The 21586-nt window shown below is 29.1% G+C and carries 25 protein-coding genes; 18 read left to right on the forward strand and 7 right to left on the reverse strand.

All coding sequences use genetic code 11. The features are described 5' to 3' along the window. Positions 1-14 precede the first annotated feature (14 nt). The 5 genes from Q0881_RS06705 to Q0881_RS06725 are packed head-to-tail and all read right to left on the reverse strand — an operon-like array spanning position 15 to position 3624. Positions 15-629 (reverse strand): YigZ family protein, encoded by a 615-nt coding sequence (locus Q0881_RS06705; protein ID WP_299158034.1) that lies wholly within the window; start codon positions 627-629, stop codon positions 15-17. Continuing rightward, a complete protein-coding gene (locus Q0881_RS06710; protein ID WP_299158036.1) occupies positions 629-1492 on the reverse strand; it encodes an EamA/RhaT family transporter in 864 nt (287 codons plus the stop codon). Before Q0881_RS06710 ends, Q0881_RS06705 begins: the two co-directional genes overlap by 1 nt. Before the next feature lies 1 nt (position 1493). Continuing rightward, positions 1494-2102 carry an HAD-IA family hydrolase gene (locus tag Q0881_RS06715; RefSeq protein WP_299158039.1) on the reverse strand — a complete coding sequence of 203 codons (609 nt, stop codon included), beginning with the start codon at positions 2100-2102 and terminating at the stop codon, positions 1494-1496. Next, positions 2095-3144 carry a bifunctional diaminohydroxyphosphoribosylaminopyrimidine deaminase/5-amino-6-(5-phosphoribosylamino)uracil reductase RibD gene (ribD, locus tag Q0881_RS06720; RefSeq protein ID WP_299158041.1) on the reverse strand — a complete coding sequence of 350 codons (1050 nt, stop codon included), beginning with the start codon at positions 3142-3144 and terminating at the stop codon, positions 2095-2097. The genes Q0881_RS06715 and ribD overlap by 8 nt, the downstream gene beginning before the upstream one ends. Before the next feature lie 6 nt (positions 3145-3150). Continuing rightward, positions 3151-3624, reverse strand: a complete 474-nt coding sequence (locus tag Q0881_RS06725) for an LEA type 2 family protein (RefSeq protein WP_299158044.1) — start codon at positions 3622-3624, stop codon at positions 3151-3153. Positions 3625-3662: 38 nt separating this feature from the next. Between Q0881_RS06725 and Q0881_RS06730 the strand changes: the two genes are divergently transcribed. Beyond that, positions 3663-4154, forward strand: a complete 492-nt coding sequence (locus Q0881_RS06730) for a GNAT family N-acetyltransferase (protein ID WP_299158047.1) — start codon at positions 3663-3665, stop codon at positions 4152-4154. Between the two features lie 22 nt (positions 4155-4176). Next, on the forward strand, positions 4177-5022 hold the full coding sequence (prmC, locus tag Q0881_RS06735) for a peptide chain release factor N(5)-glutamine methyltransferase (protein ID WP_299158051.1): 846 nt from the start codon (positions 4177-4179) through the stop codon (positions 5020-5022). On the opposite strand, the gene Q0881_RS06740 is transcribed toward prmC, so the two are convergent. Then, complete coding sequence (locus tag Q0881_RS06740) at positions 5017-6489, reverse strand: PLP-dependent aminotransferase family protein (protein ID WP_299158053.1); 1473 nt, start codon at positions 6487-6489, stop codon at positions 5017-5019. The genes prmC and Q0881_RS06740 overlap by 6 nt on opposite strands. Before the next feature lie 79 nt (positions 6490-6568). Between Q0881_RS06740 and Q0881_RS06745 the strand changes: the two genes are divergently transcribed. From Q0881_RS06745 to Q0881_RS06805, 13 genes are all read left to right on the forward strand, one after another. Then, a complete protein-coding gene (locus Q0881_RS06745) occupies positions 6569-7087 on the forward strand; it encodes a DinB family protein (protein ID WP_299158055.1) in 519 nt (172 codons plus the stop codon). Then, positions 7087-7377, forward strand: a complete 291-nt coding sequence (locus tag Q0881_RS06750; protein WP_299158057.1) for a DUF1272 domain-containing protein — start codon at positions 7087-7089, stop codon at positions 7375-7377. The genes Q0881_RS06745 and Q0881_RS06750 overlap by 1 nt, the downstream gene beginning before the upstream one ends. Position 7378: 1 nt before the next feature. Beyond that, a complete protein-coding gene (locus Q0881_RS06755; RefSeq protein ID WP_299158059.1) occupies positions 7379-7900 on the forward strand; it encodes a GNAT family N-acetyltransferase in 522 nt (173 codons plus the stop codon). Beyond that, the gene (locus tag Q0881_RS06760; protein WP_299158061.1) at positions 7897-8556 is read left to right on the forward strand and encodes a pyridoxamine 5'-phosphate oxidase family protein; all 660 of its coding nucleotides are present in this window, start codon (positions 7897-7899) and stop codon (positions 8554-8556) included. Before Q0881_RS06755 ends, Q0881_RS06760 begins: the two co-directional genes overlap by 4 nt. A gap of 39 nt (positions 8557-8595) precedes the next feature. Next, complete coding sequence (locus Q0881_RS06765; RefSeq protein ID WP_299158063.1) at positions 8596-9063, forward strand: CAP domain-containing protein; 468 nt, start codon at positions 8596-8598, stop codon at positions 9061-9063. Positions 9064-9071: 8 nt separating this feature from the next. Continuing rightward, positions 9072-9971 (forward strand): hypothetical protein, encoded by a 900-nt coding sequence (locus Q0881_RS06770; protein WP_299158065.1) that lies wholly within the window; start codon positions 9072-9074, stop codon positions 9969-9971. A 2-nt stretch (positions 9972-9973) separates the two neighbouring features. Next, a complete protein-coding gene (locus Q0881_RS06775; protein ID WP_299158067.1) occupies positions 9974-10660 on the forward strand; it encodes a hypothetical protein in 687 nt (228 codons plus the stop codon). A gap of 24 nt (positions 10661-10684) precedes the next feature. Then, on the forward strand, positions 10685-11863 hold the full coding sequence (locus Q0881_RS06780; protein WP_299158068.1) for an RsmD family RNA methyltransferase: 1179 nt from the start codon (positions 10685-10687) through the stop codon (positions 11861-11863). Positions 11864-12025: 162 nt separating this feature from the next. Beyond that, positions 12026-12826 carry a formate dehydrogenase accessory sulfurtransferase FdhD gene (fdhD, locus tag Q0881_RS06785; protein ID WP_299158070.1) on the forward strand — a complete coding sequence of 267 codons (801 nt, stop codon included), beginning with the start codon at positions 12026-12028 and terminating at the stop codon, positions 12824-12826. Next, entirely contained in the window at positions 12819-15113 is a 2295-nt protein-coding gene (locus tag Q0881_RS06790; protein ID WP_299158072.1) for an FdhF/YdeP family oxidoreductase, read from the forward strand. The genes fdhD and Q0881_RS06790 overlap by 8 nt, the downstream gene beginning before the upstream one ends. A gap of 54 nt (positions 15114-15167) precedes the next feature. Then, positions 15168-15803: an SPOR domain-containing protein gene (locus tag Q0881_RS06795; RefSeq protein WP_299158074.1), complete on the forward strand. Its 636-nt coding sequence runs from the start codon at positions 15168-15170 to the stop codon at positions 15801-15803. 12 nt (positions 15804-15815) lie between these two features. Then, positions 15816-17330 carry a hypothetical protein gene (locus tag Q0881_RS06800; RefSeq protein ID WP_299158076.1) on the forward strand — a complete coding sequence of 505 codons (1515 nt, stop codon included), beginning with the start codon at positions 15816-15818 and terminating at the stop codon, positions 17328-17330. Between the two features lie 214 nt (positions 17331-17544). Then, on the forward strand, positions 17545-19158 hold the full coding sequence (locus Q0881_RS06805; RefSeq protein WP_299158078.1) for a helix-turn-helix domain-containing protein: 1614 nt from the start codon (positions 17545-17547) through the stop codon (positions 19156-19158). 3 nt (positions 19159-19161) lie between these two features. Here the strand turns inward: Q0881_RS06805 and Q0881_RS06810 are convergent, their stop codons facing one another. Further along, positions 19162-19353, reverse strand: coding sequence for a hypothetical protein (locus Q0881_RS06810; RefSeq protein WP_299158080.1), 192 nt, complete (start codon positions 19351-19353; stop codon positions 19162-19164). A 277-nt stretch (positions 19354-19630) separates the two neighbouring features. Here Q0881_RS06810 and Q0881_RS06815 point away from each other — a divergent pair, with 277 nt between their 5' ends. From Q0881_RS06815 to Q0881_RS06825, 3 genes are all read left to right on the forward strand, one after another. After that, a complete protein-coding gene (locus Q0881_RS06815; RefSeq protein ID WP_299158081.1) occupies positions 19631-19837 on the forward strand; it encodes a hypothetical protein in 207 nt (68 codons plus the stop codon). 143 nt (positions 19838-19980) lie between these two features. After that, positions 19981-20214 (forward strand): hypothetical protein, encoded by a 234-nt coding sequence (locus Q0881_RS06820; RefSeq protein WP_299158083.1) that lies wholly within the window; start codon positions 19981-19983, stop codon positions 20212-20214. Between the two features lie 75 nt (positions 20215-20289). Beyond that, the gene (locus Q0881_RS06825) at positions 20290-21522 is read left to right on the forward strand and encodes a radical SAM protein (RefSeq protein ID WP_299158085.1); all 1233 of its coding nucleotides are present in this window, start codon (positions 20290-20292) and stop codon (positions 21520-21522) included. The last annotated feature ends 64 nt before the right edge of the window (positions 21523-21586 follow it).

A 21586-nucleotide genomic window follows, 5' to 3' on the forward strand; every position in this document is an offset into this window, starting at 1 on the left:
TAGGAATGTAGTAATTATTCTACTTTTTTTACCTCCACTTTAAAAAGGTTCTCAAAAATTTCGAATATAGTTTGGGCTTCCTTTTTACGTACAGAAATGGTGTATTCGCAATTCATTTCTAATTTCTGAGCAATTATATTTAAATTTCTTTCCTTAATAATACGCTGTACTTTATTCATCATATCGTAATCAAAAGTTAGCTTATACTGGATATCTATTGTTTTTTCGATAATTTCTGACGCTTCTAAAGCATATTGGGCAGAAGTACGATAGGCATTTATCAACCCTCCTACTCCAAGTTTTGTTCCTCCAAAATAACGAACTGAAACAATAAGTATGTTGGTTACTTCAAAAGCTTGTATTTGTCCATAAATAGGCATCCCTGCAGAATTACTAGGTTCACCATCGTCGTTTGCTCTAAATCTTGTAGTTTCTGTTCCTAACTGCCATGCATAACAAAAATGACGTGCTGAATGATGCTTCTTTTTTAAACCATCTAAAGCCTCTTTTATATCTTCCTCAGAAAATACAGAAAATGCATAACCAAAGAATTTACTATTTCTATCTTTAAATAATGTTTCTTCTGAAGGAACATCAATTGTTTTATAAGTGTCTTTTACCTCTTCCATTATGCCGAAGCTACTAATAAAATACTAATTACAGCTAGTCCAATGCCAATCCAATTCTTTTTTATTAGTTTTTCTTTAAAAAAGAGCAATGCAAAAACTGTAGTTAATATTACTATTGACACATTATTAATTGTAAATAACGTTGAACTATCTAGCCCTTTAGTTTGCAAAGCTTTTATTAAAAACTCCATTGAATAATAATTAGGAATTCCTAATGCAATTCCTCCAATTAAATTTTTCCAATAAAATTGAAACTTACCGTTTATCATTTGAATAATTACAAAGAAACATCCTAATATAAATGCACAACCAAATATGGTTGCTAAAAACATTGGTACATTTCCTGCTGGTACCGAGGTGCTTTCTACATATTTTAAACCAGCATCTATACATCCCGATCCTATAAATAGTAATAATGGATATAGTAAGTTTTTAAACTTTACTGGAGAAGTATCGCTTTTTGCAGAGGATAAATAAACCGCTACTAAAGCCATTAAAATTCCTATAATTTTTACAAAACCTACACTTTCTTTATAAACAATTATACCAACGATAATAGGAATTACTACAGACATTTTTCCTGCAACAGATGCTACCGAAAGTCCATTCTTCTGTGCTGTAAGCCCCATTACATTAAATACAGATATAAATAAAAACCCCAAACAAAAAGCTCCAAAAAACCAAGGCTGTTCTGGTATTTCTACTATTGACAAAGGTATATTTGATGAAAATAATCCAAAAGATAATGCTATAGCATAATTAATAACAATAGCCTGTAATGTATTAATCTTAAAAACATCAAATAGTTTAAAGATTACAAATAGTAAACTTGAAACTAAAATACTTAGTATTAAATAATTCACGTTAAAACTCTTTCCTCGTTAATAAATCAACCACATCTTCTTTTCCTGGAGTTAAATTCCAAACATGCATTCCTAATTCTTTTGCTGCATTGGTATTTTCTTCTGTATCGTCTATAAAAATAGTTTCAACAGCGTTTAAATTATTCTCAGCTAATACAAATTCATAGATATTTGTATTGGGTTTTCTCAAGTTTATTTCATGTGACAAATAAAATTGTTCAAAACAACTTTTAAAATCATTGTATAATTCAGCCCCCCAATCGTTTTGAATCCATGAAATATGTAAATCATTTGTATTGCTCAACAAGAATATTCGATACTTTTCAGAAGCCACAAGCTCTTTAAGGAACTCCAATCTATGTAATGGAAAATCTAACAAAATAGCGTTCCATGCGTTTACTAAATCTTCTCTATTTAATTGCGGAAATTTATTCTGATAAAAATTCACAAACTCATCAGTAGAAATTAACCCCATCTCATACTTATAATAGGTCTCTATCATGTCTTGTGAAATATCACTTACTCCTAACTTTGCTAACTCTTTATAGGTAGCTTCTTTGTCTAAATTGATGAATATATCACCAAAATCAAAAATGATGTTTTTAATCATTTATATATATCTTTAACACATCGCTATCGATGCTTTCTTTGTTTATTAATTTACCTTTTATCTCTGGAGCCTTAACTCCACTTCCAAATACTGAATTACCTACAAAAACTCTAGCTTCATCCCATAATTCAGCATCTATAAATGTTTGTAAAGTCTTAGTACCACCTTCCACAATAACCGATTGAATATTGTGCTTTTGCAAAACTTCACATACTTGTTGTGCTATATTCTTTTTGAAATCTATTCTTTCATAAGAGATAGTTTCACTTTGTTTACTATGATAATTTTTTTTATTCTCTTCTGTAATCACAATAGTTTTTACATTGCCATCAAACACATTTACATCTTGTGGTACTCGAAGACTTTTATCTAACACTATTCTTATTGGATTGTTTCCTGTCCAACTACGCACGGTTAACGAAGGATTATCAGCTATTACAGTATTAGTTCCTATCAAAATAGCATGTTCTTCACTCCTCCACTTATGTACTAATTGTTGTGAATATTGATTAGAAATCCAAACTGGTTTTTGTTCATCCTTAGTTAAAGGCGCTACAAAACCATCATTAGTTTCTGCCCATTTTAAAATAATATAAGGGCGCTTTTTGTTTTGTACCGTAAAGAATCGTTTATGCTGTTCTTTACACGCATTTTCTAATACCCCAACAGTTACATTACAACCAGCTTTATCTAATCGTTCTATACCTTTTCCTGCTACCAAACTATTGGTATCTATACAACCTATTACTACATTGGGTATTTGATTTTTTACAATTAAATCGGCACAAGGAGGTGTTTTTCCATAATGCGAACATGGTTCAAGTGTTACGTATATGGTTGCTTCTCTTAACTGTTCTTTATTTTTAACAGCATCTATAGCATTTACTTCCGCATGATTTCCACCATAGGCGCTTGTATATCCTTCTCCTATAATACGATCTTGGTAAACAACCACAGCTCCTACAGAAGGATTAGGACGTGCAGTTCCTATACCTTTCTCTGCTAATTCTAAACAACGTTTTATGTATTTTTCGTGATTCAAAAAAGGCTATAATTTTATTTTAATGTCTTCAGTTTTATCAATAGGATAAATATGAGAAAAACCTAAAACTTTATACTTTATATCTCCTTTAAACTGAACTTTTACACTTTTACTTAGTAGTGAATTAATCAATCCTCCTAAAATTCCACCACCTTCACTAGAAAACACTTTTTTAGTTGGTATCACAACTTTTAATGGAATTGCAAATTCTTGTCTTGCAGGAACTTTAAACACTTCTGAAGACACCTTAGCCATTTCATCACCATTAATCAATACTTTTATTTCATCTGTAGATATCTTTCCTCCAATATCATTTGGATTTTTAAAAAAAGCATTTGCGTTTAAATGTATTGTATCTGGTGTTATTGACATTATTTTTACATCATCTACTTTTATAAATACAGGTTTTTCTTTTACAGAACATCCTATAATTAATGATACAACTATAAAAAACACCAATTTCTTCATACGAATTCTCATTTTTTAGCTAATTTGCAATGCAAAAATAAGGTATTCCTATGACACCCTCAGATTTTATTATTCGAGAAATACAACCCAGTGACAATCAACAAATAGCGAAAGTTATACGTGAGGTTTTAATTGAATTTGAAGCCCCTAAAGTTGGTACTGCCTATGAAGATAAAGCTACCGATTTAATGTTTGAAACGTACCAAAAAGAAAATGCAGCTTATTTTGTAATTGAACATGACAATAAAATTGTTGGAGGTGCTGGTTTTGCTAAGTTAGAAGGTACTGAAAATGCTGTTTGTGAATTTCAAAAAATGTATTTCTTACCTATTACTAGAGGAAAAGGATTAGGAAGTAAACTAATAGACCATTGTTTAACCGAAGCTAAAAAACAAGGCTACACTCAGTGCTATTTAGAAACCATGCCTTATATGGAAGCCGCTAGAGCTTTGTATAAAAAAAATGGTTTTACAAACTTAGACAAGCCAATAGGAAACACAGGACATTATTCTTGTAATGTTTGGATGCTTAAAAATCTGTAAACAAGAAAATACCCTATATAAGATGCAGCTTAAACAATACAAAGTTTATTTCTCAGATAAACTATCTTCAATTTATCCTAAAACAGAAATAGACACCTTTTTCTCCTATTTAATTGAAGAGTATTTGGGGTTACAGCGAATTGACATGATCATGAAACCTGATTTTGAAATTTCTACAGAAAAAGAAAAAGCTTTAAATATCGCACTAGAAAGGCTAGGTAAAGAAGAACCAATTCAATATATTATTGAAAAGACCGAGTTTTATGGACTACCATTTAACGTAAATAGGCATACACTAATTCCTCGTCCAGAAACCGAAGAACTTGTAGAATGGGTTTTAAACACTACAGAAAAAGAAAAAAAATTAAATTTCATTGATATTGGTACTGGTTCTGGCTGTATCCCTATTAGCTTAAAAAAGAACTTACCAAGTGCTAATGTGAGTGCTATTGATATTTCTGATGATGCTTTAAAAATAGCCAAACAAAATGCTCAGTTAAATAATGTTATTATTAATTTTATTAGGAGGGATATTTTAGAAACTGAAGAATTACCTCAATTGTATGATGTTATTGTTTCAAATCCACCCTATGTAAGAAACCTTGAAAAGGTGGAGATTAAAAATAACGTTTTAGAAAATGAACCTCATTTAGCTTTATTTGTTGATGATAATAATCCCTTAATATTTTATAGTAAAATTGCTGATTTAGCTAAAGATCATTTAACCAAAAATGGAATTTTATTTTTTGAAATCAATCAGTATTTAGGAAAAGAAACTATGGATATGCTTAAAGAAAAAGGGTTTATAAATATTGAATTACGTAAAGATTTCTTAACCAACGACAGAATGATTAAAGCTTCTTTATAAAGATTTTAATATTAGTTTTAACTTAAAAATTAATTCATAAATTTCTCCTTCATTATAACTAGCAAATCCCATTCTAATAGCATTGTGCTTTGTATTTGCCATATCGTATCGTTGCCACTCTCCTATTTCTAATTGATGTTTTTTTGCTTCATCAGAAACCTGATTCCATGAATATTTTTTATTCAAACGTACCCAAACTGCCATACCTCCTTTAGGCTTTTCAAATTGAAAATATTCAGTTAATTCGTCTTTTAAAAGTTTACAGAATAAATCTCTACGCAATTTATAAATCTTCAATACTTTTCTAATATGCCTATCTAAATCTCCGGATTTAATAAAATCTGCAAAAGTAAGTTCAAGAAGTGCATCTCCTTGTCTATCTACAAAACCTCGCAGTTTTGAAGCTTCATCAACAAACTCTTTAGAAGCAATTAAATAACCAATTCTAAAAACAGGTGCCACAGTTTTGCATACAGACCCTATATAAATAACATTTCCATTCGTATCGTGACTAGCTAAAGGCAATATGGGCGCATGATTATAGTTAAAATCGTAATCATAATCATCTTCAATAATAGCAAAAATATACTTCTTTGCTAAATTTAATAAATGAATCCTTCTTTCTGCCGATAATGTTACTGTTGTTGGGTGATGATGGTGAGAAGTTACATATACCGCTTTAATTTGCTGTTTCTGGCAAAGCTTTTCTATCTCATCGGTTACAATTCCGTTTTCATCAACCAGCACTCTTAATAAATTAGCTTTTTGATGTAAGAAAGTTGTGTCTGCAGATCCGTAATTAGTTTCTCCAACTACAATATTATCTCCTTTTTTTAATAATAGTTTTGATGATAACCAAATTCCCATTTGACTTCCACGAGTAATTAATATATTTTCTTTTAAAATTCGCAAGCCTCTAGTTTCATTCAAATAACTAACTAATATTTCTCTTAGTTTACTATTTCCGTAGGTAGACCCATAACCTAACTCTTTATAAATATTTTTTTTTGATGCTATCCTCCTATAAGTCCTTACTATTTCTTCTACAGGTGTTAATCTCCCATCAGAAGTACCATCATTTATATATATATTATCGACTAATTCTGTTTCTCTTTTTTTTAGTAACTCGTTATTTTCATAAAAAGAAAATCCTGTTTTTAACTTCTCCCTTTTTATACTTTCTTTTACAATACTGGTTGTATTAAGTAAAGGCAAATTACTATGTACAAATGTTCCTTTTTTAGGAATGCTTTCAACCCATCCTTGTAATGCTAATTCTTCATAACAAGCTACAACTGTTTTTCTATGCACATTTAATAAATCAGCAAAACTTCTCGTTCCTGGCAATTTTGTTCCAGATGAAAGTTTTCCTCCTTTTATAAAATTTATAAATTGATTTGCAAATTGTAAATACAACGGTTCTTTACAACTTCGATTAACTTTAAAACTGGTTTTATAAGGAAACATCTGGACTATTTATTGTTTTTATTCTGGACCAACATAATAGTCCATAAAAATAGTATTTTTGGATAACAAAACAGCAAACATGATTAGACAAGATTTAAAAAGCACTGAATACAACGAATACTTTTCGAGATATATTAATAAGGTTTCTAACAAAACGAACCTTGCTAAAGGTTTTGAAGAAGATAAAAACATGGTTATTGATTTCTTTACTTCAATACCAGAAAGCAAATTAGAATATCGTTATCAGCCAGAAAAATGGAGTATTAAAGAAGTGCTACAACACATTATAGACACTGAGAGAATTTTCATGTATCGTTTTTTACGTATTGCCAGGAATGACACTACAGCACTGGCTGGGTTTGATCAAGATATATACATATCACCATCTCTAGCAAATACAAAATCTATTAAAGAATTAATACATGAATTTACAACGACACGTCTGTATTCATTGAATTTACTAAACAGTATTTCTGATGAAAATCTACAAAATATTGGAACAGCAAGTAACGCTAAAATATCTGCAAGAGCTTGTGCTTTTGTGTTGTTAGGACATAGTATATGGCATATAGAAATTATTAAAGAACGCTATTTATAATGTTAGAAATTAGACCAAACTGCGAACACTGCAATAAAGATTTACCAAACACATCTACCGAAGCAATGATCTGTTCTTTTGAATGCACCTACTGTAAAACTTGTGCTTTAGAAGTTTTTGAAAACGTTTGCCCAAGTTGTTCGGGAAATTTTATTGAAAGACCTATTCGCCCTTCAAAAATGATTGAAAAATACCCAGCTTCAATTCAACGACTTTTTAAACCTAAGGAGTTAGAAAAAGCTAGAATCAATTCGAAAACATTCAAAAATATACACCCAAAAAAAAGATAAAATGATTCACATTAGAAAAACAGAAGAAGCTGATGCAGAAGTTTTAGCCTTACTAGGAAGGATAACTTACACAGAATCTCATGGGCATTTTATAGATGATAAAAAAGATTTATTTGAATACAATAATAAAGCTTTTTCTATTTCAAAAACAAAACTAGATTTAAATCACCCAAATAATCTTTTCTACATCGTTTATGTAGATGATTTGCCTGTTGGTTATGCTAAATTAGTTTTAAACGGAACTCATGAAACTATTACTTCTTTAAATAATTGTCGATTAGAAAGAATTTACATCTTAAATGAATTTATTCCATTAAAAATTGGTCAACAATTTTTAACTTTTCTGGAAGAAAAATCAAAAGATTTGCAGTTAGACACGATGTGGTTATCAGTTTACGTAAAAAACGAAAGAGCTATCAGGTTTTATCAAAAGAATCAATTTAAAAACGTAGGAAAATTAAATTTCATAGTCAATGGAAAAGAATATGACAATATAGTATTCTCTAAAAAAATAGCATTATGAAAGAATATTCAAAATCAAAATTAAACAGAGTAAAACGTGGTCAGAATAGAGCAACATATGATGTTGAAAAAATCAATACTATTTTAGATGCAGGTTTTATTGGGTATGTAAGCTATGTATATCAAGGCGGAGCTATCACCTTACCAATGGCATATGGAAGAAAAGAAAATAAAATATACCTACATGGTTCTCAAGCTAACAGAATGCTTTTGGCCTTATTAGAAGCAAAGGAAATGAGCATGACTGTAATGCATTTAGATGCTTTAGTTCTTGCTCGTTCAGGATTACATCACTCAGTAAATTACAGATCAGCCACTCTTTTTGGTTCAGTAAAAAAAATTACTAACCCAGATGAAAAAGATACTGCATTACTTTGCTTTATGGAGCATATGATGAAAGGAAGATGGGATGGAATACGTCCAATGCACAAGGAAGAATTAGATAGAACAATGGTTGTAGAAATGACTATTGAAACTGCTTCTGCTAAAATTAGAGATGTAGGTGTAGCTGATGAACCTGAGGATTATGATTTAGATGTATGGGCTGGTTTAGTACCTTTAAAACAAATAGCCTTGCCTCCTATTTCTGATGATAAATTAAAAAAAGGAATTAAAGTTCCTAAGCATGTTACAGATTATTACATCCAAAATAAATAGTATTTTAGCTAGCTTTATTAATTCCCTAAATACTTATTTATGTTGTTTAAATACACATTTGTTACCCTTATAGCGACCTTTTTCTTTATTTCTTGTAGTAGTGATTCTTCAGATAATCTAAATTCAGAAGAAAACACTTCTATAACTCAAGAAATTCATGAACTTATTAATAAATATAGAGTTAGCAAAGGTAAATCTCAACTTATCTTTAGTAAAGATGCATCTTCAATTGCGTTGAAGCATACAAAATACATGATAAATGTAAAAAAGATTAGCCACGATAAGTTTGATGATCGATTTAAAGAGTTACAAAATTTAGACAACGCCATAGGAGCTGCAGAAAATGTTGCTTCACATCAAAAAACAGCCAATCAAGTTGTTCAAAACTGGATAAATAGCAATGGGCATAGAAAAAACATAGAAGGAAATTATAGTCATACTGGTATTGGTGTAGAAAAAAATAGTTCAGGAAATTATTATTTCACACAATTATTCTATTCGAAATAAATTAAATTATGAATGCTTTCGACGTAATTATTCTAACTGATAATAAACATCTAAAATCTACAGAAAATAACCTCATTATACAAAACGTATTAGATGAAGATAATTATGTCAAACTAGCTTTAGAAAGACTTGGTTTAAAAACTCTCCGTTTATCTTGGGATGATACAAGTTTTGATTGGTCTAAAACTAAGTTCATCCTTTTTAGATCAACTTGGGATTACCAAAATTGTTATTCAGAATTTTCAAACTGGTTAAATAAAGTAAGTAAGCAAACTACCATGTTGAATTCTGAAAATATTATCAGATGGAATGTAGACAAACACTATTTATTAGACTTGCAAAATAAAGGGGTTAATATCTGTGAATCTTATTTTTTAGAAACTTCAGAAAGCAGAAACTTACAAGAACTAGCTACAGAATTTAAACTTTCTGAATTTATTTTAAAGCCTTGTGTTTCTGGTGGGGGAAGACACACTTATAAAATCAATAAAAATAACATAGCTCAGCATGAAGAAATTTTCTCCGAATTAATCAGTAATGAAGCAATGATTATTCAGCCTTTTCAATACAATATAACAGAAAAAGGCGAAATTTCTTTAGTATTAATCAACGGAAAATTTACACATGCAGTTTTAAAAAAAGCTAAAAGAGGAGACTTTAGGGTTCAAGACGACTTTGGAGGTTCTGTTTATAATTACACACCTACTCAAGCTGAGATTGAATTTGCTAAGAAAGCCATAAAAGCGTGTAGTGAGACACCAATTTATGCCAGAGTTGATATTTTTACAGATAATAATGGTAATTTAGCTATTGCTGAATTAGAATTAATAGAGCCAGAATTATGGTTCAGAAATAATCCACAAGCGGCGGATAAACTAGCAGTAGAAATTCAACAATTATTACAATAAACATGAAAAAAATCTTAAGAATATTAGGTACAATAATCTTGTTTTTAATTATTAGCCTAACTGTTTTTTATTTTATGAGTAATGAAAGCTTACCTGAAGGAAACAGCAATAAAGAAGCCGATGTATTAGCTACAAAAATGTTAGAAGCATTAAATTATGAAGCTTATGAAAATACACATTTTATAGAATGGAGTTTTAGAGGTAAACATTTTTATAAATGGAATAAGAAAAACAACATTGTAGAAGTTTCTTGGGGCAAGAATAAAGTTTTTTTAGAAACTAAAAATATACCTAACAGTAAAGTTTTTATCAATAACAAACAAGTTGAGGATTCTAAAATATTAAAAAAAGCTACAGATTTTTTTAACAACGATAGTTTTTGGTTAGTAGCTCCTTATAAAGTTTTTGAAGAAGGAATTAAGCGTAAAATAGTGCAACATGAAAACAAAGACGCACTTATGGTAACTTATATAACTGGAGGCACAACTCCAGGAGATTCCTATTTGTGGATTTTAGATGAAAACTACAAACCTATTGCTTATAAAATGTGGGTGTCAATTATACCAACTGGCGGTATGGAAGCTTCTTGGAATGATTGGACAACAACACAATCTGGAGCAGTTTTACCCACAAAACATGAACTTTCAATAGGAACTCTAGACATGGGGAATGTGAAAGGTTACAATTAAATATTAATATATCTTCTTTTTACAGTGAACAAAGCTATTTTACAACCAAATGTTCAGTTATTCATTCAAAATAACTTAAAAACAGATATTAATAAACTGATTTTTAAAGGGAGCCCTTTTGAAAACATCACTATCCAAGAATTAGCTAATCAAATTTTAGCAAAGCAGAAGTCGGAAAAGAAATTACCTCAATGGTTTAATACTAAAGATATTTATTACCCTGAAAAGCTAAGTATTGAACAAACTTCATCTGAAATTACAGCAGAATATAAATCAAATTTAATTTCTGGAGATACCATAATTGATCTTACAGGTGGTTTTGGTGTAGATTGTTTAGCTTTTTCTAAAATATTTAAAAATGTTATTCACTGTGAAATTAATGAACAACTATCTAAAATAGTTAAATACAACTATGAAAAACTAGGTGTAAACAATATTAAAACTATAGCTAAAAATGGAATTGATTTTTTAAAACAATTTAATGGAAAACTAGATTGTATTTATATCGACCCATCAAGAAGGCATGATGTAAAAGGGAAAGTGTTCCTGTTAAAAGATTGCCTACCTAACGTACCTGAAAATCTTGATTTTCTATTTACAAAAGCTAACACTATATTAATTAAAAATTCTCCAATATTAGATATAACATCTACAATTAATGATTTAAAATTTATCAAAGAAATACATATTATTTCTGTCAAAAATGAAGTGAAAGAGCTTCTATTTATATTAGAAAAAAACTATAAAGAATCAATTCAGGTAAAAACACATAACTTACTAAAAAACAATAATCAAGAATTTAACTTTACCTATAAGAACAACAACGAGTCGATATATTCAATACCACAAAATTATTTATATGAACCAAACGCTGCTATTTTAAAATCAGGGGGGTTTAATGAAGTTTCTTATCAATTAAAAATAAATAAATTACAACAACATTCTCACTTGTATACATCTGAAAAATTAATAGCAAACTTTCCAGGTAGAATATTTAAAATTAATAACATTCATTCATATAATAAAAAGAAAATTAAAAAAACATTAAAATTAGATAAAGCTAATATTAGTATACGAAACTTTCCCAAAACAGTAGCTCAAATTCGAACAGAAACTAAAATAAAAGATGGTGGAGAAACTTATCTGTTTTTTACAAAAAACATTAACAATGAGTTAATTATAATAGAATGTTCAAAAAACTAACATTAGAAATCACAATATATTCTATCCTTTTCCGTTGAGTTAAAAGAAGGTTGCCCTATCTGGGTGTGTTTTGTTTATAAGGGGTAATAAAACATACCGAAAGGCCTTGACCTCAAACAAGGCTTTTCAATTACCTTACTTTTAAGTACATTTGTTTATAGCATGAAACAAGCAAGTACTTACCAATCCATAAAATTATCAGACAAACACGTATCTAAAATTGAAGATAACCTTGTTATCGAGGCTCCACTTCAAATAAATATTAACGAGGAATCTTACACTGTTGTAATGAGAACTCCTGGTAATGACAAAGAACTTATTAGAGGACTTTTATACGCTGAAGATATTTATAAAAGCAATGATGAATTAAGAATTGATTCTGTTGAAATAAATAAAGACTTTTCATCAATTTTAAATGTTACTATACCAAAAGAAAAGTTAGGTAATGGGTACTTAAATAAGCGTACTCTTTTATCCGTTTCTTCATGTGGTATTTGTGGAAAAAAAGAAATTAAAGACTTAAATACAAATGGAAAACCCTTAAATCACACACTTAAAGAATCTGTTGAGATAAATAAATCAATGTATTTAGAAATGAGTAAATTACAGACTTTATTTAAAACAACTGGAGGAAGTCATGCTTGTGCTTTATTTAATAAAAAACAAAAACTTTTAACAGTTAAAGAAGATATAGGGAGACATAACGCAGTAGACAAATGTGTTGGAGCTTTAATTTCTAAAAACACTTTAAAACAAGCTAATTATATGCTTGTTAGTGGACGTGTTTCATATGAAATTGTTTCCAAAGCTTTTTTGGCAAAAATTCCAATTATTATGGCTGTTTCAGCTTGCTCATCTTTGGCTGTTGATTTTGCAAAAGAATTCGGAATTTGCCTAATCGGTTTCAGTAGAAACGACAAAATGACTATATATTCTAATCCTCAATATATAAATTATGAGTGATAAAAAAATACACGCCCAACCGCCAGAAGACTTAACTGGAATTAAACTTATTGATATTCCTAAAAAAGCTGTGGGTACAAAAGCTATAAAATCAGCATTGAATCATGTTTTTTCAGAAACAGGAGTTTCTAAAGGAATTAGCTTACTTCAAAATATAAACCAAATAAATGGTTTTGATTGCCCAGGTTGTGCATGGCCAGATCCTGATGAAAAGAGAGCTTTTTTAGCAGAGTATTGTGAAAATGGAGCGAAGGCTGTTGCAGAAGAGGCTACTAAGAATAGAGTCTCTCCCCTATTTTTTGCTACACATTCTGTTCAAGAAATGTCTGAATGGTCAGATTTTAAAATAGGTAAAAGTGGACGTATCACACATCCTATGATTTTACGTGAAGGATCAGATAATTATGAAGAAGTTTCATGGCAAGACGCATTTAACCTTATTGGAAAAGAACTAAATATATTAAACTCTCCAAACGATGGTATATTTTATACGTCGGGCAGAACAAGTAATGAAGCTGCTTTTTTATACCAATTATTTGTACGTCAATTTGGAACAAATAACTTACCTGACTGTTCAAATATGTGCCATGAAAGTAGTGGTAGTGCATTATCTGAAACTCTTGGAATAGGAAAAGGTTCTGTAACATTAGATGATTTCAATCATGCTGATTTGGTTATCGTTATTGGGCAAAACCCTGGAACCAACCACCCAAGAATGCTTACCGCTTTGAAGGATACTAAAAAGAACGGTGGAAAAATAATGACAATTAATCCATTACCTGAAGTTGGATTAATGAATTATGTGGACCCGCAAAATCCTTTAAAATGGTTAGGGTCTGGTGATAAATTAACAGATCTATTTCTACAAGTAAAAATAAACGGAGATGTAGCTTTATTAAAAATCATCTTGAAATTGATGAAAGAAAAAGAAGATGAGCAACCTAATACTGTTTTCAATCACCAATTTATAAAAGAAAAAACACATGGTATAGATCAGTTTTTAAATGAGTTGGATAACTATACTATTGATGAGTTATTACCGCAAACAGGTTTAACCATTGAATCTATTAAAGAAGCTACAGAATTAATAATTAATAACGATAAAATTATTATTTGTTGGGCTATGGGATTAACCCAACATAAAAATGCGGTAGATAATATTAGAGAGCTCGTTAATTTACTATTATTAAAAGGTAGTATTGGAAAAAAAGGAGCTGGTACCTGTCCTGTACGTGGACATTCAAATGTACAAGGAGATAGAACGATGGGGATTTGGGAAAAACCTAAAGACAGTTTCCTAGATAACTTAGAAAAAGAATTTAGCTTTAATGCTCCTCGTAAACACGGTTATGATGTAGTTGCTGCTATCGAAGCCATGCATAATAAAAAAGCAAAGGTTTTTATAGGTATGGGAGGTAATTTTATCTCTGCTACACCTGATACCGAATATACAGCAGAAGCACTAAGAAATTGCGATTTAACAGTTCATGTATCTACAAAACTAAATAGAAGCCACTTAGTTCATGGAAAGCAAGCTTTAATTTTACCATGTTTAGGTCGTTCAGAAAAAGATATACAAGAAAGTGGAGAGCAATTTGTTTCTGTAGAAAACTCAATGGGGGTAGTTCACAAATCTAGTGGTCACCTATCTCCTGCTTCTACTAAATTACTTAGCGAACCTGCCATTGTTGCTGGTATTGCAGAAGCTACTTTTACAAACCCTACAATTAAATGGAATTCATTAATTACAAATTACGATTTAATTCGTAATAAAATTGAAGCTACAATTCCTGGTTTTGATAATTATAATCAAAGAGTTCGAAAAAAAGGAGGTTTTTATTTACCTAATAATGCAAGAGAAAATAATTACAGCCCTACATTAACCGGAAAAGCTAATTTTACAACAAATTTACCTTCTGATATAAGTTTAGAAAATAATCAATACATGTTAATGACTATTCGTACACATGATCAATATAATACAACTATATATGGATTAAACGATCGTTATAGAGGTATATTAAACGAACGCAGAGTTGTTTTCATGAATCCAGACGACATGAAGAGTCAAGGCCTAGCTAAACTTGATCGTGTAAATTTAATAAGTCATTTTCAAGGTGAAAAAAGAATCGCTAATGGTTTTTTAGTTATTCCATATAGTATACCAAAGCAATGTACTGCTACATATTTTCCTGAAGCAAATGTTTTAGTTCCAATACAAAGTAAAGCTAGAATTAGTCATACTCCAGCCTCTAAAACAGTAATAATAACTGTTGAAAAGAGCTAATTAAAAAAGATTTGTATTTTAGTAAAATAATTTAACATTAATTAACCAATAGTTATGCCTTTCATAGAAGAAGAAAAGTTTAAGTTAATTCAAGAAGACTTAGACAATTCAAAATTAAAAAGAGAAGAAGCTGAAAATGAATTAACTCAGACTCAAGATGAATTCAACTCTTTTAAAAAGAAATCTAAAATTATTCCTATTGTATTAGGTCTCTTATTGGGTGCATCATTGGGTGCAGCTTATTATTTTTACAATAATAGTAATGGAGGAGGCTCTTTTTCTTCAACAGATGAAATAGCTACTATAAAGAAAAATGAAGGAATTAGAGTATTAGATAGTGTTAAAAGAGCACAAGCAAGAGCTAAAAGAAAAGCTAAATCTAATGCCAAATCTGGAATTAGCACAAAAAGTTTAGAAAAAGCTGCTTCTGAAACAAATAAAAATATTTCAGGAGAAACTATATATTCTGTACAAATAGGTGTTTTTTCTAAAAGTAAACATCCTTTATTATCATCAAAAACAATTCCTTCAACAGTTACAAGTTCTGATGGATACTTTAAATATTCTTTAGGTTTATTCTCTACTTTAAAAGAGGCTAAAAACCTTAAAAACGAATTAATTAAAGTTGGATTTAAAGATGCTTTTGTGGCTTCTTATGTTGATGGAAAACGTCAAAAAATACACAATTAAAATAAATATTTAATGCTAAATAAAATTAGTAAAAGAACACTCATATTATGTTTAATGATGAGTGTTCATTTTTTTTATGCTCAAACTACAACTCCTTTAAAAGAAACCCAGAAAGGTTTTGGGCAATTAGATTTTCTATCTATAAAGATGCCTGGTAATGAAAAGAATATGGATTTCACTGGACTCCATTATAATTTAAAACTAAATGATTGGAGCTATGCTGGTTTAGGTTTTTATGGTGCTGTAGGTGGTATTCGAGGAGGTTTTTTTACTTTAGGTATTAACGCCGGTATTCAAAAAAAAATAACTGAAAATTTATTTATAGACACAGGTTTTCATTTTGGAGGTGGCGGAGGTGCTTCTGCTCCTGATGGCGGGGGGGCTTTTATTTTACCTCACTTAAATTTAGGATATGATTTTAAGTATTTTTCAACAACTGCAGGTTATAGTTATATTAACTTTTTTGATAAAGGCGCTATTAAAAGTAGCCAGTTTAATATAGCTATACAGATTCCTTTATCATTTGAATTAACTAGTTTTAAAGAAAGAGAAAAATCATTTTCTATAGATAATCTTAAAAATAGTTCTTGGGATCAAAAAACTAATAGAGCATCTCTATTAGTACATCTAAACAATCTTTCTGTTACCAAAGGTAATTTAAAAGGAAAAACAATACGTTTAGCAGGTTTTGAGTTTAACTCCTATTTGAATAATAATATTTTCTTTTTTGTAAAAGCTGATGGTGCCTATCATGGAATTAAAGCTGGTTATATGGATATTTTATTAGGGGGTGGATATCATTTTTCAATGAATAAAAATAGAACAAATATATTAGCTAAATTCGGTGTTGGTGCAGGAGGCGGTGGCGGTGTAGACACAAAAGGAGGTTTTTTAATTTACCCTGATATTTCTATAGAACAAAAATTATTTGATAATATTTACGCTTCTATTAACAAAGGATATTTAATGAGTCCCGATAGTCATTTTACCTCCTCTACTCTTGGCTTTGGGTTAAAATACTATCTTGATAAAGATGGTATTAAATCTAAAAACAAATCATTTTCAACTGCAAAATTTAAAGGCTTAGAAGCTATTATCAAACAAGATCTTTATTTAAATGCAGCAAGAGACACTGGAATTAATCAAAACATGCATCAAATTTCATTACAGTTTAATTTTTTCTTAAACAAATATATCTATGGAACTGGACAAACTTCATTTGCTAACTTTGGTGATGCAGGAGCTTATGCTGAAGGAATTGTTGGTTTAGGTGTACAATCTAATGCCTTTTTCAATAATACTACTTCTTTATTTGTGCAAGCATTAGCTGGTGCAGCTGGAGGTGGTGGAATTAGTACAGGACAAGGCCTTATTGTAAAACCAAGTGCTGGTATTAATTATAAATTGACTGATAAACTTAATTTAAGAGCTGGTTTAGGTTATGTTAAGGCTCGTGGAGGTAGTTTAAGTAGTAGCTTTTTAAACTTTGGTGTTAGCTATAATTTTTCCTATCTAACTACCAAATAACATAGTAAAAAACAAAAAAAATAATTAATAAAAAAGAGGCTAACTTAATGTTAGTCTTTTTTTATATATTTTTTATATTTTGCAATAACTAACTTTTCATAGCATTCCTTGTCTTATGCAAAAACTCTTCTACTTTCTGCTTTTAGCTTTTTTTTCTTATTCATTATTATTTTCTCAACAAAATGAAACACTCAGTCAAACTGATTTAGATCAATTGAAAAAAAAGTTTTATTTAAATAGAAAAATAGGAATAGATAGTACTTTATTTTACATGGATAAAATGATTAACGCTAATAATATCCCATATAAAACATTTGCATATGCTGCTATTGAATATTTAAAAACAAGAGAAAAGCAACAGGTGGATCTTGTTTTTTTTAAAGATAGCATTACTAAATACCTTCCTAAAATTCCTATAACAAAAAAGAATTACAGCATTTTATTTGATATTCATATTTTATTAGGTAACACCAGTAAAAGAAGAGGATTAACAAAAACTGCATTAAATAATTATAGTAAAGCTGAGAATTATGCATTAGCAGCAAAGGATATTGAACGAACCATTAAAATAAAAGGAAATATTGCTTTAATATATCAAGACATGGAAGAGTTAAATGAAGCACTTCTAAAAAGTAAAGAAAAAAGTTTTCTTATAGAAACAAATAAAGAAAAGCTAGGAAGCAAATATTATATAAATAAGTATAAAACTGCTTTAAATATAGGCGCAATTTATGCTACATTATTTAAAAAGGATACTCTGAAACGACAATATGCGGACTCTTCTTTACACTATTACAATTCAGTACTTAAAAATAATAATTTCAAGCAAGATTCTTATTACTATGGTAGAATTTATTATGGTATCGGTACTATTTACTCTTTAAAAAAAGAGTCTTCAAAGGCTAATTTTTTTCTTGAGAAAAGCTTACATATTTTTCAAAATTATAAATCACACTCTTATCTATACAAAGGGCATTATAATGTTGGTGTTAATTATTATATGGCAAGTGATTTAAAAAATGCTAAAAGTAATTTTTTAAAGGCGCTTCATATAAAGAACGATACTTTATTGGATTATAATTATATGCATATAAATAATTATCTCTCAAAAATTTATCTTATTCAGAAAAAAAGTGATTCTGCTAATTATTATTTAAATTCTTTTTTAAAAGCGTATAATAAAATATCTACAAGAGAAAAGCAACAATTTAAAGAAGCTTACAAAGCTGCTAAAGAAATTAATTTTGCAAAAAAAATTAGTGCCCTAAATAAAAACAATAATAAAAAGGCTTTTTATTATAAAATTACGCTTATTCTTTTAATTATAATATTAATATTTAGTAGCGCTTTTGTATTTAAAAATATTAAAGAAAAAAAGAAAACGAAAGAAAGGTTAAACGATTTACTTACTCGCATTTCTTCAGAAGAAAAAGAATTTACTTCTGCAAATGATATAAAAATAAAAGATGAACAGCACCAACAAATTATTAAAGGTTTGTATAAAATTGAAGAGAAATTATATTTTTTAAAAGACGATTTTAATTTATACAATGCTGCTAAAAAAATTGGCACAAACACTACATACCTTTCTAAAGTAATTAAGGAGTATAAACAAATGAGTTTTAGTGATTATACTAACGAACTTAAAATTAATTACATTATAAATAGATTGAGTAAAGACAAAAAAATTAGAGCGTATACAACACAAGCTATAGGTGAAATTGGAGGCTATAAAAATGCTAAGTCTTTTACTCGGATTTTTAAAAAATATACAGGAATAACTCCTTATCAATTTATAGAAAAAATTGATAAGGAAATTACTATTTAATTTTTAAATTATTGCAGGAAGGTCAATACAGTATTTTCCTTTTTCATTTGAACTACCAGGAGGTGGTGGCATACAATCCTCTTCTCCATCAGTATCTGGGCCTCCTTCTAGTTTAGTTCCTTTTGCTACGATATTTTTTTGCTCAATTCTTGTAAGCTTAAAAGACTCCAATGTATTAATTGATAATAACTTCATAATTAATTGATTTAAGTTGGGTCAATTTATATTTTTTTATCGTTGTTATAACTTAATCTTACTCAAACACGACAACCTCCCTTAAACATGCTAAAAAACAAGGGCTTACATACTATATTTTAATACCATAATTTTAAAATAGTACCTCCCTTTTTTATAAATGACAACCTCTTTTTCTTCATTTATCATATTTAACATTCAATATTTGTGAATAGAAAACAATGCGAAACCTGAAAAGCATAAAAATTAGAGTAAGGGAAAATTAAACCAATAAATTATGTTAAAATCAATTTCAACTTTAGGAACTGTTTTAAATAAAACAGCACAAAAATCAATTAATGGAGGTGGTCCAGGTTCTCCATTCTGGTGCAATAATAGAAACAATTGGGGACCAAACCCTGTTGCTTGTACACAAAACGAAGTACCTACTTATAGTCAATCTTTAGGGTACTGTATCTGTAGACCTACTAAGTTTGCTATGTAAATATTTTTCATTTTAAAAACATTGCTCAATAGTAAAATAACAAAGAAAAAAAGAAACTAATTATATCTATAGGAAGCTGAAAATGTAGATACTTAAAACTATATATGAATCCAGAGTAAGCATACTAACTAAATTTTAATACAATGAAAAAAACATTTTTTTTATCTAAAGGAATTGAAAAATTTTCAAACTTAGAAATTAACGATTTATCGCCTATTAGAGGTGGTGCTATAGGTGTGCCTGCTGATGATATTATTTATATTCCTACTGGTGGTGGAGGTAAACGATGTCCAAATGGATTGGTTTGGAGTGATAGATTAGGTAAATGCGTTAGGTTTATAGAAGCAGATCATGTACATGATTATGTAAGAGTCTAACATTACATTTAAAACTTAACAAGGAGATTATAATATTTTATAATTTCCTTGTTCTCTATTAATAAATAACGAACCATGGATTTTAATTCTTTAGCTATAAAAATTGCCAGTAGATGCAACCTTAATTGTTCATATTGTTTTATGTACAATTTAGGAGACACAACTTATAAAAGTCAACCAAAATTTATGTCAACAGAAATCGTTGATAATATTATAGATAAAACAAAAACATATATACAACAGTATAATAAAAAAGAGTTTTTTTTTCTATTTCATGGAGGAGAACCTTTACTCGCGCCTAAAGAATTTTATATAGATTTTGTAACTAAAGTAAAAAAAATAGAAGACGAACTTAATGATGTAGTTTTTTCTTTTGACATACAAACCAATGGGGTTCTTTTAGATAAAAGTTGGATACATTTATTTAAAGAATTAAATATTTCTCCTAGCGTTAGTGTAGATGGCACAAAAAAAGCACATGATATGTTTAGAGTAGATCATAAAGGAAATGGTAGTTATGATGATGTTTTTAAAGGTGTTACGCTATTAAATAATGAAATGAATTTTGCAGATATAGCATGTGTTATTAATATAAATGATACTCCTTTAGAAATATACAATAGCTTTAAAAAAATGGATGTGAGTTATGTAAACTTCTTAATTCCTGATTATACACATAACAATTATCCTTTCAATAAAGATGAAACAGTTATGGGTGATTGGCTAATTGAATTGTTTGATATATGGACTAATGACGCTAATCGTTTTAAAATACCAATGTTTTTAGGCTTACTAAATTCTTTAACTATGATTAATGAGAGTTCTACAAATGAATCTACTGTATTAATTATAGAAACAAACGGAGAAATTGAAGCTATAGATTCTTTAAAGGCATGTGGCCATGGCTTTACAAAAACAGGTTTCAATATTAAGGAAAATACTTTTCAAGATATAGAAGAAACCTCTTTAGGTAAATTATATTTTAATAACTTCACCTCTAAACTATGTAAGCAATGTCAAGAATGTCCTATTCAGGAAGTTTGCAAAGGTGGTAGATTAGTTCATCGTTATAGTAAAGAAAAAGGTTTTAATAACCCTTCTGTATATTGTAAAGATTTAATTAAACTCATTGCTCATATTCAAAAGTTTTTTATATCGTGTTTTCCTGATTTACATGAAAAAGAAAATATTGAAGAAATTAATCCTGCTGATATTATTAATTACCTCTCCTCTACTAATTTCGACACCAACTTTTATCATAAAAAAGAATTAGAATCTTTCTCTGAAAAAAACATACAATTGGTATAATAACAATATTTGTATTTATTATAAAATAAAAAACAGAATCTAAATAATATATAGATCCTGTTTT

Source organism: uncultured Tenacibaculum sp., from assembly GCF_947494125.1.
GTDB lineage: Bacteria > Bacteroidota > Bacteroidia > Flavobacteriales > Flavobacteriaceae > Polaribacter.